General features: G+C 72.1%; 14 protein-coding genes. 6 read left to right on the forward strand and 8 right to left on the reverse strand.

What is annotated here, in order from left to right:
- Window positions 1-86: 86 nt before the first annotated feature.
- Window positions 87-509: a hypothetical protein gene (locus tag AB0F62_RS11160; RefSeq protein ID WP_361795391.1), complete on the reverse strand. Its 423-nt coding sequence runs from the start codon at window positions 507-509 to the stop codon at window positions 87-89.
- A 357-nt stretch (window positions 510-866) separates the two neighbouring features.
- On the opposite strand from AB0F62_RS11160, the gene AB0F62_RS11165 reads away from it, so the two are divergent.
- The gene (locus AB0F62_RS11165; RefSeq protein WP_361795394.1) at window positions 867-1,853 is read left to right on the forward strand and encodes a CorA family divalent cation transporter; all 987 of its coding nucleotides are present in this window, start codon (window positions 867-869) and stop codon (window positions 1,851-1,853) included.
- Window positions 1,854-1,874: 21 nt separating this feature from the next.
- Window positions 1,875-2,237, forward strand: a complete 363-nt coding sequence (locus tag AB0F62_RS11170; RefSeq protein ID WP_361795397.1) for an arsenate reductase family protein — start codon at window positions 1,875-1,877, stop codon at window positions 2,235-2,237.
- A 23-nt stretch (window positions 2,238-2,260) separates the two neighbouring features.
- On the opposite strand, the gene AB0F62_RS11175 is transcribed toward AB0F62_RS11170, so the two are convergent.
- Together AB0F62_RS11175 and AB0F62_RS11180 are read right to left on the reverse strand one after the other, a co-directional pair.
- On the reverse strand, window positions 2,261-3,172 hold the full coding sequence (locus AB0F62_RS11175) for a glutaminase (RefSeq protein WP_361795400.1): 912 nt from the start codon (window positions 3,170-3,172) through the stop codon (window positions 2,261-2,263).
- Between the two features lie 22 nt (window positions 3,173-3,194).
- Window positions 3,195-3,647, reverse strand: a complete 453-nt coding sequence (locus AB0F62_RS11180) for an Lrp/AsnC family transcriptional regulator (RefSeq protein ID WP_361795403.1) — start codon at window positions 3,645-3,647, stop codon at window positions 3,195-3,197.
- Window positions 3,648-3,763: 116 nt separating this feature from the next.
- Between AB0F62_RS11180 and AB0F62_RS11185 the strand changes: the two genes are divergently transcribed.
- Window positions 3,764-4,768, forward strand: a complete 1,005-nt coding sequence (locus AB0F62_RS11185) for an asparaginase (RefSeq protein ID WP_361795406.1) — start codon at window positions 3,764-3,766, stop codon at window positions 4,766-4,768.
- Between the two features lie 37 nt (window positions 4,769-4,805).
- Here the strand turns inward: AB0F62_RS11185 and AB0F62_RS11190 are convergent, their stop codons facing one another.
- The gene (locus AB0F62_RS11190) at window positions 4,806-5,000 is read right to left on the reverse strand and encodes a hypothetical protein (protein ID WP_361795409.1); all 195 of its coding nucleotides are present in this window, start codon (window positions 4,998-5,000) and stop codon (window positions 4,806-4,808) included.
- Between the two features lie 451 nt (window positions 5,001-5,451).
- Here AB0F62_RS11190 and AB0F62_RS11195 point away from each other — a divergent pair, with 451 nt between their 5' ends.
- Window positions 5,452-6,600 (forward strand): acyltransferase family protein, encoded by a 1,149-nt coding sequence (locus AB0F62_RS11195; protein ID WP_361795412.1) that lies wholly within the window; start codon window positions 5,452-5,454, stop codon window positions 6,598-6,600.
- Here AB0F62_RS11195 and AB0F62_RS11200 read toward each other — a convergent pair.
- The gene (locus AB0F62_RS11200; RefSeq protein ID WP_361795415.1) at window positions 6,581-7,723 is read right to left on the reverse strand and encodes a PP2C family protein-serine/threonine phosphatase; all 1,143 of its coding nucleotides are present in this window, start codon (window positions 7,721-7,723) and stop codon (window positions 6,581-6,583) included. The two genes, AB0F62_RS11195 and AB0F62_RS11200, sit on opposite strands and share 20 nt — an antisense overlap.
- A 128-nt stretch (window positions 7,724-7,851) precedes the next feature.
- Between AB0F62_RS11200 and AB0F62_RS11205 the strand changes: the two genes are divergently transcribed.
- Together AB0F62_RS11205 and AB0F62_RS11210 are read left to right on the forward strand one after the other, a co-directional pair.
- A complete protein-coding gene (locus AB0F62_RS11205) occupies window positions 7,852-9,081 on the forward strand; it encodes a GNAT family N-acetyltransferase (protein WP_361795418.1) in 1,230 nt (409 codons plus the stop codon).
- A gap of 174 nt (window positions 9,082-9,255) precedes the next feature.
- Window positions 9,256-9,684 (forward strand): MscL family protein, encoded by a 429-nt coding sequence (locus AB0F62_RS11210; protein ID WP_361795421.1) that lies wholly within the window; start codon window positions 9,256-9,258, stop codon window positions 9,682-9,684.
- 7 nt (window positions 9,685-9,691) lie between these two features.
- On the opposite strand, the gene AB0F62_RS11215 is transcribed toward AB0F62_RS11210, so the two are convergent.
- The 3 genes from AB0F62_RS11215 to AB0F62_RS11225 form a co-directional block, all read right to left on the reverse strand.
- Window positions 9,692-10,507 carry a DNA-formamidopyrimidine glycosylase family protein gene (locus AB0F62_RS11215; RefSeq protein WP_361795424.1) on the reverse strand — a complete coding sequence of 272 codons (816 nt, stop codon included), beginning with the start codon at window positions 10,505-10,507 and terminating at the stop codon, window positions 9,692-9,694.
- Window positions 10,508-10,514: 7 nt separating this feature from the next.
- A complete protein-coding gene (locus AB0F62_RS11220) occupies window positions 10,515-11,003 on the reverse strand; it encodes a ribose-5-phosphate isomerase (RefSeq protein WP_361795427.1) in 489 nt (162 codons plus the stop codon).
- Between the two features lie 152 nt (window positions 11,004-11,155).
- Window positions 11,156-12,904: a serine/threonine-protein kinase gene (locus AB0F62_RS11225; protein ID WP_361795430.1), complete on the reverse strand. Its 1,749-nt coding sequence runs from the start codon at window positions 12,902-12,904 to the stop codon at window positions 11,156-11,158.
- Window positions 12,905-12,950 lie beyond the last annotated feature (46 nt).

Consider the following 12,950-nt stretch of genomic DNA (forward strand, 5'->3'; position numbering starts at 1 on the left):
CCTTCAACGACACCGTGCGCGAGGTCTTCGCGCTCACCCCGACCGAGCTGCGGACCCCGGCCGCGCGCCTCGGGCGGCCCGGCGGATCAGTTGTTGATGATCGGGATGTTGTTGTTGACGCCACCGCCGAAGAGACCACCACCGTTGTTGACGATCGGGATGTTGTTGTTCACCCCGCCGCCGAAGAAACCACCACCATTGTTGTTGACAATCGGGATGTTGTTGTTCACCCCGCCGCCGAAGAAACCACCACCATTGTTGTTGACGATCGGAATGTTGTTGTTCACCGGCCCACCGAAGAAGCCACCGCCGCCGTTATTGACGATCGGGATGTTGTTGTTGACCCCGCCGCCGTCACGGCTGTGCAGGCTCTGATGCTGCTGGGGCGCCGCCTTCACGGCGTCGGCGTGTGCCGGAGCCGCGGCGAATGCGGTGGTCGGGAGCAGGGCGCCACCGGCGGCCAGGGTGGTGGCGGCGGTCAGCATGACGATCTTGCGGGTGCGGGACATGGCAGTTCTCCTCAGGTGAGTCACAGTGGGAATTCCGGAGAATCCTTTTCAGGGATTCCGGTACCGGGGGGAATCTCCCGGTGAATGCGCCACCGGGAGGTTTCCCGGTGTTGCGGTTCGGTCTGCGCTGCGCGACCTCATGACTCAATTAAGCCCGGGCATTCCGGCCGCGTCATGTCGCTGCATTTCGGGACTTGACAGGCGGACGCGGCCTCGGTAGACGCCGCTGACGCCTTGGCGGCGGCGGCCCTCACCCGTTCGGGGCCGGCAGGGCGGTGCGAACGCGCCCCTCCGCATGCGTGGATGCCGGAGCCTGCGCAGGCTGGGAGGTGTGCGGGCGATCCACGGTGAGGGACGATGATCGTATCGGTGGTGTCGATGCCGGAGGGGATCGTCACCCGCGCGACCGTGTCGGCGGCGCGTGAACGGATGGCGGCCTCCCGTTTCCTGCTCGTGGACGTCGAACTGCCCCGTGAGGGACCGCCCGACACGACCCCGATCGCCCGTGAACTCGGCTTGGAGGCCGAGGACCTGGCGTGGCTGGGCAGGGAGGGCGAATCGGCGCGGGCGGAGTTCCTCGGGGACAACGCCCGCTTCGTCGTGCCCCTCGTCGAGGACGGCCGGGTCACCGACGTCCACGCCTTCGTGACCGGGCGGTACCTGGTCACGATCCACCGGGGACCGAGCGGCCTGATCGGGGGCTTCTTCGGCCGGTTGCCGCACGAGCGGCCCGCGGACACCACGGCGGCGCTGTTCCTGCTGCTGGAGGACGCCCTGGAGACCTTCCGCAGGTCCGCCGTGGAAGCGCTGCTGCAGGTGGAGGACCTCGAGGACGAGATGTTCGAGAACCGGCACCCTCAGCAGGTGTACCGGCTGGCACGGCTGCGGCGGCGCGCGGCCGAGCTGCACCACGCGCTGCTGCCGTACCTGCAGGCGGCCGACGAGACCATCACCCGGCGGATGATGAGCGGCAGCTTCCCGGAGGAGCGGCAGCGGCTCGCCGCCTCCTACCAGCGGGCCGCGCGGATGGTGCTCGCCAGCATCGAGTCGCTCCAGGACGCCTCCCGGCGGACCTTCGCCAGTTACTCGTCCCTGGTGTCCGGCGAGCAGAACGGCGTGATCAACCGGCTGGCCATCGTGTCGACGATCTTCCTCCCGCTGACCTTCCTCACCGGCTTCTTCGGCATGAACTTCACCTACATGACGGATGAGTTGGAGAGCAGGATCGTCTTCTGGCTGCTCGCCGTGGGACTGCAGGCGCTGGTCCTGTTCATCGCCCTGTACGCGCTGCACCGCACCCGCATCTGGCGGAAACTGCGCGACGACGGTCGCGACGACCGGTGAGCCCCTCACTACATTGGCCGCATGGAGATCTGGATCAATCCCGCGTGCTCGAAGTGCCGCTCCGCGCTGCATCTGCTGGACGAGGAGGGCGCGCGGTACACCGTGCGCCGGTACCTGGAGGACCCGCCGAACGCGGAGGAATTGCGGGCGGTGCTGGGTCGGCTCGGGCTGGAGCCGTGGGACATCGTCCGGACGCAGGAGGCCGAGGCGAAGGAGCTGGGACTGAAGGACTGGCCGCGGGAGCCCGCCGAGCGCGACCGGTGGATCGGGGCGCTGGCGGAACATCCGCGACTGATCCAGCGGCCGATCATCACGGCCGAGGACGGCACGGCGGTGGTGGCACGGTCCGAGGAGGCGGTGCGGGACGCTCTCGGGCGCGCCTAGATCCCGTCCGGCGTCGCGTACGGCTAGAAGACCGACAGCCCGGTGGCGGTGGTGAACGCGTCGAGGGCGGCCATGGCGCCGACGGAGTTTCCGGCCGGGTCGAGGCCGGGGCTCCAGGCGCAGAGGGCGCCCCGGCCCGGGAGGATGGCGAGGATGGCCCCGCCGACGCCGCTCTTGCCGGGCAGTCCCACCCGGTAGGCGAACTCGCCCGCGGCGTCATACGTGCCGCAGGTGAGCATCACGGCGTTGAGGCGCTTGGCGTCGGTGCGGGACAGCAGGCGGCTGCCGTCGGCGCGCAGTCCGTGGCGGGCGAGGAAGCCGCCGGCCAGGGCGAGGTCGCGGCAGGAGGCCTCGAGGGCGCAGTGGGCGTAGTAGTGCTCCAGGACGGTGTCCACGGGGTTGCGCAGATTGCCGAAGTGGGCGAGGAAGTGCGCGAGGGCGGCGTTGCGGTGCCCGTGGGCGGCCTCGGAGGCGGCGATCGCCGGGGCGGTGGCGACGGCCGGGTTGCCCGACTCGGCGCGCAGCAGTTCGCGTACGGCCCCGGAGGCGTCGCCGGTGAGGGTCTGGAGGGCGTCGGTGACGACGAGGGCCCCGGCGTTGATGAAGGGGTTGCGCGGGATGCCCTGCTCGGTCTCCAGCTGGATGAGCGAGTTGAACGGGTTGCCCGAGGGCTCACGGCCCACGCGGCGCCACAGGGCGTCGCTGCCGTGGTGGAGCGCGAGGGCGAGGGTGAAGAGCTTGGAGACGCTCTGGACGGAGAACGGCGTGGTGTCGTCGCCGACGCCGTGCACCTCCCCGTCGGTGGTGGCCAGGGCCATGCCGAAGGCGCCGGCGTCGGCGGCCGCGAGCGCCGGGATGTAGTCGGCGACCTTGCCGCGGCCGAGTGCGGGGAGGGCCGCGGCCATCGCCTGCTCGAGGAAGCGCTGGTAGTCCACGGGGCCATTGAACCCCGGAGGGCTACTGGACCGGCACGCCCTTCGGCCCCTTGATCCGCTTCATGATCATCTGCGAGTTCACCTCGCTCACCCCCGGCAGGCCGATCAGTTTCTCGGTCCAGAAGCGTTCGTAGGCGTCGCTGTCGGCCACCGCGATCCGCAGCAGGCAGCCGGGCGCGCCGTAGAGCCGGTAGGCCTCGACGATGTCGGGGATGGCCTGCACCTGCTCCTCGAAGGCCGCGACGGACTCGCGGTCGCGCCGCACCTCGACGGAGGCGAAGACCTCGAAGCCGCGGCCGACGGCGGCGGGGTCGACGACGGCCCGGTAGCTCTGGATCACCCCGTCCTCCTCCAGCTGGCGCACGCGGCGCAGGCACGGGGAGGGGGTGAGGCCGACGCGGGCGGCCAGCTCCTGGTTGGTGAGCCGTCCGTCGGCCTGGAGTTCGCGCAAGATTCTTCTGTCGATGGCGTCCATGGCGGCAATAGATACCACTCATTGCGAGTCTACGCGGGCTGATTGGCAATCCGATGCCGGGCATCAGCGCATATCCTTGCGGTGGAGGGTTGGGCGAACACGCGAGCGAGGAAAACGTGAAGCACATCGTCGTGATCGGCACCGGCGGGACGATCGCCAGCCGATGGCAGGGGGCCGGGTACGCGGCCGAGGCCGCCGGGCACGAGGTGCTGGCGGCGGGCGCGATCCCCGAGGGCGTCGAGGTGACCGTTCGCGATCTGTTCACGGTGAACAGTTCGCGGCTGACCTCCGCCCACCAGCTGGAGCTGCTGCGGACGGTCCACGAGGTGCTGGCCGACCCCGCCGTGGACGGCGTCGTCGTGACGCACGGCACCGACACCATGGAGGAGTCCGCCTTCCTGCTGGACCTCCACCACGACGACCGGCGCCCGGTGGTCTTCACCGGTGCACAACTGCCCCTGGACTCCGTGGACGGGGACGCCGCGGGCAACCTCTACGACGCGCTGCTGACCGCCGCGACCGGCGAGGGCATCGGCGTGGTCATCGCCTTCGGCGGGTTCGTGCACGCCGCCCGGGGCACGGTCAAGGCGCACACTCTGGACGTCCAGGCCTTCGCCGACCCCTCCGGACGACCGCTGGGCCGGGTGAAGTTCGGCGAGATCGCCTGGGGCGGGCCGCGGGCGCGCGCCGCGGCGCTGCCGCTGCCGGACGCCGCCGCGAAGGCTCCGCGCGTCGACATCGTGATGCACCACGTCGACGCCGACCCCGTGCTCTTCGAGGCCGCGCTGGGGGCGGGCGCCGAGGGGGTCGTGCTGCTCGGCACCGGCGCGGGCAACGCCACGCCGGAGTTCGCGGAGGCGGTGCGCCGCGCGGTGGAGTCGGGTGTGCTGGTCGCCGTGAGCACGCGGGTGCCGGCGGGGCCGGTGGCCCCGATGTACACCGGGGGCGGGGCCGTGGACCTCGCGGCGGCCGGGGCCGTGCTGGCCGGGACGCTGCGCGCGGGGCAGGCCCGCATCGCGGTGCTGGCGGCGCTGCTGTCCGCCCGGCGCCCCGAGGAGCGGACCGCCGCGCTGCGCCGCATCGTCGGGACGGCCGAGGACCGTACGCCCGCCGCGGCCTGACTCCGTGCACCCGGCGCTCACCGCGCCGGGCCGCGCATCAGAGGTTTATCTGGTTGATGGTGTCGGCCAGCGAGTCGAGGAACTTGTTGATCGCCGGCGCCATGCCCGTGGAGGCAAGGAAGAAGCCGAAGAGCGCGGCGACGATGGCCGGGCCGACCTTGAGCGTCTTGCCCCGTATCAGGACGATCATGATGATCGCCAACAACAGCACCACGGACAGGGAGATGGCCACTGGGGATCACATCCTCGGTCTGACGCCTCACCGTTCCGAGGGGAGCCACGCCGGCCGCACCCCCGCGACGTCCATCGTGCCACCTGCCACCGACACCGAGACCCCGCGGGACACACCCTTCCCCGCGCGCCGGGGCCGCACACCTGTGACGCAGAACATCGCGATCACTTCTGATCACTTCGGATGAGGCGAATCTCGCAATTGCACGGCTCGTTCGAGTGAATTTCTCCAAACTATTTCCCCGCACGCCCACTTGTCACACGAACGATCATCAAAAAACCTGCACAACACGCAACTCGTCTGCCCATATGCCCCGTTCAACCCTTATATGACCACCCATAGTGGTACAGAACGGACAGTGGCATGACGCACACATTCCCGGGTAGCAGCGCGGCGACCCCATTCCCTCCGAGAATTTACTCAGGCAGAGGCGCCCGCTATGGTGCATCAGATGTTCCAGCCCCCCCACACGAACACCCTGTCCCCCGGCAGGGTCCAGACCGGGAATTCCGCTCTCCCGAACCCCCGCAAGGAAGCCCCGCCCGCGCCCCGGCCGGCCGCACCCGCCGCGCCCACCCCCCACCCCACGCGGCGCGACCCGTTCTTCGACAACGCCAAGTACCTCGCCATCGTCTTCGTCGCAATGGGCCACGCCTGGGAACCGCTCACCGGGCAGAGCAGGACCGCCGGCGCGCTCTACCTCCTGGTGTACGCCTTCCACATGCCGGCCTTCATCGTCATCTCGGGCTACTTCTCACGGAGTTTCGACTCCCGCCCGGACCGCGTCAGGAGACTGGTCACCGGCGTCGTCGTCCCCTACGTCCTCTTCGAGGCCGCCTACTCCCTCTTCAGGAACGTGGCCGGCGGCACCTCGGGGCACTCCGTCAGCCTGCTCGACCCCTGGTACCTCACCTGGTTCCTCGGCGCCCTCTTCATCTGGCGGCTGACGGCCCCGATCTGGCGCGTCATCCGGCAGCCGGTGGCGGTCGCCCTGGTGATCGCGGCCCTCGCCTCCCTCTCCCCGAGCATCGGCGACGACCTGGACCTCCAGCGCGTCCTGCAGTTCCTGCCCTTCTTCGTGCTGGGCATGTGCCTGAAGGCGGAGCACTTCCACCTCGCGCGGCGCCGGGTGGTGCGCGTGCTGTCCGTCCCTGTGTGCCTCGCCGCGCTGGCCGTCTCCTACTGGGCGGCGCCCCGGATGAACCGCTCGTGGCTCTACCACCGCTCGAGCGCGCAGGAGCTGGGCGCTCCCTGGTGGACGGGGCCGGTCATGACGCTGGCGCTGTTCTGCTGCGCCGTCGCGCTGTCGGTGTGCTTCTTCGCCTGGGTGCCGCGCCGCCGCATGTGGTTCACGGCCCTGGGCGCCGGCACGCTCTACGGCTACCTGCTGCACGGCTTCCTCGCCAAGGGCTCGCGCTTCGGCGACTGGTACGACCACGACTGGATCCACACCCCGCTGGGCCAGGTCGCGGTGACCGCGATCGCCGTCGTGGTGATCACCGCGCTCTGCTCGACGCCGGTGCAGAGGGCGTTTCGCTTCGCAATGGAGCCGAGGATGCCCTGGGCGTTCCGGCCGGTGGCTAGTCCCGGCACACGATGAGCAGGGCGCGGTCGTCGTTGACGTCCTTGGCGACCGCCTCGATCAGCTGCCAGGCCGCGCCCCGGAAGCCGTGCGGCACATAGCGGTCGGCCTCGCCGATGAGCCGGTCGATGCCCTCCGTGAGGTCGCGGCCGGCGGCCTCGACCAGGCCGTCGGTGAAGAGGAGCATCACGTCACCGGAGCGCAGGGTCCCCTTGACGCTGTTGAACTCGGCGCCGTCGTACACCCCGAGCAGCGGTCCCTCGGCCGCCTTCTCCTCCCAGCGGCCGGTACCCGCGCTGAGCTGCATGCCCGGCAGGTGGCCCGCCGAGAGCAGTTCGTAGTCGCCGGTCTCCAGATCCAGCACCAGGTGGACGGAGGTGGCGAAGCCCTCGTCCCAGTTCTGCCGCAGCAGGTAGCCGTTGGCGGCGGTGAGGAAGGCGTGCGGCGGCAGCGAGCCGAGCAGGCCGCCGAAGGCGCCGGACAGCAGCAGGGCGCGGGAACCGGCGTCCATGCCCTTGCCCGACACATCGGTGAGGACGGCTTCCAGGATCCGACCGCCCGAGGTGCGGGTGGCCACCACGAAGTCGCCGGAGAAGGACTGGCCGCCGGCCGGCCGCAGCGCCATCTCCGCGTGCCAGCCGTCCGGCAGCCGCGGGATCCGGCTCTGCACGCGGATGCGTTCGCGCAGGTCGAAGAGCATCGTGCCGCCGCGCATCCAGGGCACGCCGACCCGGGCGCGGAACTGCGCGACGATCAGGCCGGCCAGGGCCACCGCCGCCACCACGAGCACGGTGCCGGGGGTGACCCGGCCCACGCCCCCGCCGTACGGGCCGAGGACGGCGGACTCCACGACCATCGCGGCGGCGCTGGCGCCGTACAGCAGCAGGAGGCTGGAGGGGCGCAGCAGCAGGCCGCCGACGAGGACGGGCAGCACCAGGGTGGTGGGCGGGCACCATTGCGGCGCCAGGACCGTGCCCCAGGCGATCAGCGGCACGCTGAGCGTCAGGACGGCCAGGGCGAGCCAGTCGGCGGCGTCGCCGCGGAAGTAGTCCACGGCGGATTTGCGCAGGCTCACGCGGGCCCGGTGGACCGTCCTGCGCCACCGGGCCCCGAATCCGTCTCCTACCGGGCGTCGTGCCATGTTCCCGGCGACCCTATCCACCCTCACCCGTTCTCCGCATGGGAGGTGCCCCTCATGGTGCGCCGATTCGCCGCCGCGACCGGCGAAAACCGCTCGCCCGCCCCCGGGGCGGCTGGTAGGCAGGGCACATGACGGTGGAGTTGCGGGTTCTCGAGTCCGAACAGTGGGACGAGTGGTTCAGCACGCTGGAACGCGCGTTCGGCAGCGCGGTCTGGCCGGCGGAGGAGCGGGAGTTCGACCGCGGGGTGACCGAGTTCTCCCGGTCGATCGCGGCCTGGGACGGCACGGAGGTCGTCGGCACCGCCGGGGCGTTCTCCTTCCGCATGGCGGTGCCGGGCGGCGCCGTGGTCCCGGCGGCGGGCGTCACCATGGTCAGCGTCGCCTCGACGCACCGCCGGCGCGGGCTGCTGACCTCGATGATGCGGCGGCAGCTGGACGAGGTGCACGAACTGGGCGAGCCCCTTGCGGTGCTCACCGCGTCCGAGCCGGCCATCTACGGCCGCTACGGCTACGAGGTCGCCACCCGCCAGACGACGCTGGAGGTCGACACCCTGCGGGCCGGCCTCACCGTCCCCGCGGGCGCCGACGCGGTCACGCTGCGCTTCGCCGACCCGGAGAAGGCCCTGGCGGCCTGCGAGGAGGTCTACGCGCGGCGGGTACCCACCCGGCCGGGCATGCTGGAGCGGCGGCCGAACTGGGAGCGCAAGGGCGTACTCGACCCGGAGGCGTTCCGGGACGGCGCGTCGAAACTGCTCTGCGTGGTCGCCGAGCGCGACGGAGAGGTGCGGGGCTACACGCGGTACGCGGTGAAGTCCGCCTGGAACGCGGCCGGACCGGACGGAACGGTGGTGCTGCGCGACCTGGAGGCACTGGATCCGGACACATATGCCGCGCTGTGGCGCTACCTGTTCGGAATCGACCTCACCTGCCGCATCACCGCGCGCAACCGTCCCGCCGACGATCCGGTCCTGCACCTGGTCGACGACGTGCGCCGCTGCGGCATGCGCGTCAGGGAAGGCCTGCTGCTGCGCCCGGTCGAGGTGGGCGCGGCCCTGTCGGCCCGTACCTACGCGGCTCCGCTGGACGTGGTGCTGGAGGTCTCGGACCCCTTCTGCCCGTGGAACGAGGGTCGCTGGCGGCTGGCCGGCGACGCCAAGGGCGCCTCGTGCGAGCGGACGACCGACGCCGCGGACCTGGCCCTGTCGGCACGCGAGCTGGGCGCCGCCTACCTGGGCGACGTCTCGCTCACCGCGCTGGCCCGGGCCGGCCGGGTGCGGGAGCTGCGCCAGGGCGTCCTGCGGGAGGCCGCGGTGGCCTTCGGCGGCGATGTCGCCCCCTGGCTGCCGCACGGCTTCTAGACCCGCTCCGACGCCCCTCCCCCGGCCGGGGTGCTCCCGCACGCGGGGGTCCCCCGGCCGGCCCCGCAGCGCTTGCGGCCCCGCTCCCCACCGGCTGGTCTGGGGAGATGCGGGACGGACCACCGCGGCCCGGCCCCGCCGAGGTGTCCGGTCGAGCGGCGCGGAGGAATCGCCATGCTCAAGGGTTTCAAGAACTTCCTGCTGCGCGGCGACGTCATCATCGTGGCGGTGGGCCTGATCGTCGCCCTGGCGTTCAGCACGCTGATCCTGTCGTTCACCACCAACGTGATCAACCCGATCATCGCCCGCGCCCAGGGCGGGTCGTCCCCCGGTCTCGGCTGGCAGCTCGGCAGGCCCGGCAACGGCGAGACCTACCTGGACATCGGGGCCTTCATCGCCACGCTGATCTACTTCCTGATCTTCATGGCCGTCGTCTACTTCGTGATCATCCTGCCGTACAAGGCCTACCAGGCCCGGCGCGGCCTCACGGTGTTCGACGACCCCGGACCGGTGAAGACCTGCCCCGAGTGCCTGTCGGAGGATCTGCCCGCCGCGGCCCGCAGGTGCCGCCACTGCGGCAGCGAGCAGGCCCTCGTGGTGTGACCCGGGATCAGCCCCCGGCGGGCTGGCAGGCGGGGCACCAGAAGAGGTTGCGCGCCACCAGGGAGGCGGTGCGCACCTCGGCGCCGCATATGTGGCACGGCATGGCGGCGCGGCGGTAGACGTAGACCTCGCCGCCGTGGTCGTCGACACGCGGCGGGCGGCCCATGGCCTCGGGGGTGTGCTCGGGGCGCACGGTGTCGATCCGGTTGTTCCGCACGCCCTCGCGCATCAGGGCGGCCAGATCGGCCCAGATCGCGTCCCACCGCGCGCGGTCCAGGTCCCGCCCCGCGAGGTACGGGTCGATGCCGTGGCGGAAGAGGACCTCGGCGCGGTAGACGTTGCCGACGCCCGCGACGACCTTCTGGTCCATCAGCAGCGCGGCGATGCTGGTGCGGCTGCGCGCTATGCGGGCCCAGGCGCGCTCCCCGGTGTCGGCGGGGCGCAGCGGGTCCGGTCCGAGCCGGTCGTGTACGGCCTGCTTCTCTGCCTCGGTGATCAGCTCGCAGGCGGTCGGACCGCGCAGGTCGGCGTGGTGCTCGTCGGTGGCCAGGCGCAGCCGGACCTGCCCGACGGGGGCCCCGCCCGGCCCGGCGCCGAAGCCGAACTTGCCGTAGAGCCCGAGATGGACATGGACCCAGCCGACCGGTCCGAACCCCAGGAAGAGGTGCTTGCCGTGGGCCTCCGCGGTCTCCATCACGGTGCCGTCCAGGAGGGCGGCGCCGTCGGAGAACTTGCCCTGCGGACTGCTCGCGCGGACCACGCGGCCGCCGAAGCGCTCCTCGTGGTCCGCGGCGAGGCGGTGGATCGTATGCCCCTCGGGCATGCCCGGATCAGCCCTCCTGCGGGTGGTGGGCGGGGATCGGGGGCAGCTCGCCGGTGGTCTCGTACGCGGTGAGCATGTCGATGCGGCGGGTGTGGCGCGGCTCACCCGAGTAGGGCGTGCCGAGGAACACCTCGACGAACTTGGTGGCCTCGTCCGTGGTGTGCATGCGGGCGCCGACGCTGATGACGTTGGCGTTGTTGTGCTCGCGGCCGAGGGTCGCGGTCTCCTGGCTCCACGCGAGCGCGGCCCGCACGCCCTTGACCTTGTTGGCGGCGATGGCCTCTCCGTTGCCGGAGCCGCCGATGACGATGCCGAGGGCACCGGGGTCGGCGGCGGTGCGCTCCGCGGCGCGCAGGCAGAACGGCGGGTAGTCGTCCTGGGCGTCGTAGATGTGGGGCCCGCAGTCCACGGGCTCGTGGCCGTTGGCCTTGAGCCACTCCACGAGATGGTTCTTGAGCTCAAAGCCGGCATGGTCGGAACCGAGGTACACGCGCATACGGACGAGTGTGGCACGGCCACGTTGGGCGACATGCCGTGGGTATTCGGTGAGGGGGATGCGAGCTCCGACGGCGGTGGCCGGGACCAGGTGGTCGTCCCGGTGCCGGTGGGGCTCGGCGTGGTCGCCGTGGCGGTGCTGCGCCAGGTCCTTCACAAGGGCCGGAAGGAGTCCCCGACCCGGTCGTAGGCGGCCAGCGCTGCGGACTCGGCGGCAGCCGCGTACCAGATGTTCAGCTGGTACGACTTGCCTCCCTCGGTGAAGCCGAGCTGCCGCGCCTTCCAGGGCGCGCCGGCCTGGGTGAAGGAGTACTCCCAGACGACGGCGGGACGGCCGCGGAAGGACGTCCGCTCCAGCCGGGTCTTCCGGTAGCCGGGCACGTCGTGGGAGCCGGCCTCGAAGGTGCGCCACTGCTTCAGGAGATCGCCGCCCCGTGCGAGTGCGTACGAGGCGGCGATCTCCCGCTGTCCGTCCGGAGCGTGGTAGTGGACGTTGGAAGGGCTCTTGGCGCTGCGCGTCCAGCCCCGCGGCGGCTCCCAGGCGAAGCCGGTCTCGTCCCGCGTCCCGGGGGCGTCCGTGCCGGTGGGCGACGTGCCGCCGGTGGCCGGGGGGCGGCTGGTGCCGGCGACGACGGGGCCCTCGCGGTGACCGGTGCGCGGGGCGGTGATCAGGACCACGGTGACGGCGACGGCGGCCGCTCCCGCGGCGGCCGGCAGGACCGCCCGGCGGACACGCGAGGGGCCCCGCGAGGGCGGCGGCGACGGGAGCGGGTGCACCGGCTCCGGGGGCACGACCGGCCCCGGGGCGGGTTCCGGGGCGGGTTCCGGGGCGGGTTCCGGGACGGGCGGTGCCGGAGCGCGGCGCTCCCAGCCCGGCGGGACGGCGTCCTCGGGCTCCGGGACCGGCTCCGGTACAGGCGGCGGAACCGGCGGCGGAACCGGCGGCGGAACGGCGACGGGAGCGGGCCCGGCGACCGGCGCCGGTGCGGCCCGGCCGACGGCGAGCGTCGGCGTACGCCCCTCCTCCGGTGCCGGTGGTGCCTGCCGGGTGACGACGGTCGGGCCGCCGGAGGGCGTGCCGAGCGTCGCGAGCGCCTCGTCCAGGGCGTCCAGCGTCATGCGCTCGGCGGGGTCCTTGCGCAGCAGCGCGGCCAGGGTGGCGCGGAGCGCCCCGGCCCCCTCGGGCAGTCGCGGCTCCTCGTAGAGCACCGCGTGCAGGGTGGCCAGGGTGGTGGCCCGGGAGAACGGCGACCGGCCCTCCAGGGCGGCGCAGAGCGTCGCGCCCAGCGACCACAGGTCGGACGGCGGTCCCTGCCGGCGGCCCTCCACCCGCTCGGGGGCCATGTAGTCCGGGGAGCCGACGAGCATGCCGGCCATGGTCAGCGCGGTGGCGTCCTGGATCGCGGCGATGCCGAAGTCGGTGAGGACGACCCTGCCCCGGGTGTCGATCAGCACGTTGCCGGGCTTGATGTCGCGGTGCAGCACGCCCACCGCGTGCACCTCGCGCAGGGCGCGGGCGAGCCCCGTCCCGATCCGCACGGCCTCGGCCACGTCCACGGGACCGTCCTGGAGCAGCACCTGTTCCAGGGAGCGGCAGTCGACCAGTTCCATCACGATCCAGAGCCGGTCCTCCTCCTGGACCACGTCGTAGATCCGCACCACGTTCGGATGGTCGATCCGGGCCGTGGCGCGCGCCTCCCGCAGGCTGCGCTCGCGACGGACCCGGGCGTCCTCCGCCTCCATGCCGTCCAGCCGCATCTCCTTGATGGCGATCCGCCGGTCCAGCACCTCGTCGACCGCCCGCCAGACGCGGCCCATGCCGCCCTGGCCGATCGGCTCCCCCAGTCGGTAGCGATCGGCCACCAGCCGGCCGCGCACCCCACCGCCCGCATTTCCCACCATGCCCGGACTCCCCACTGCGGGAAGAATTCCCCATCCCCATCAATTC

This window comes from Streptomyces sp. NPDC026673, assembly GCF_040638135.1.
In the GTDB taxonomy this organism is placed as follows: domain Bacteria; phylum Actinomycetota; class Actinomycetes; order Streptomycetales; family Streptomycetaceae; genus Actinacidiphila.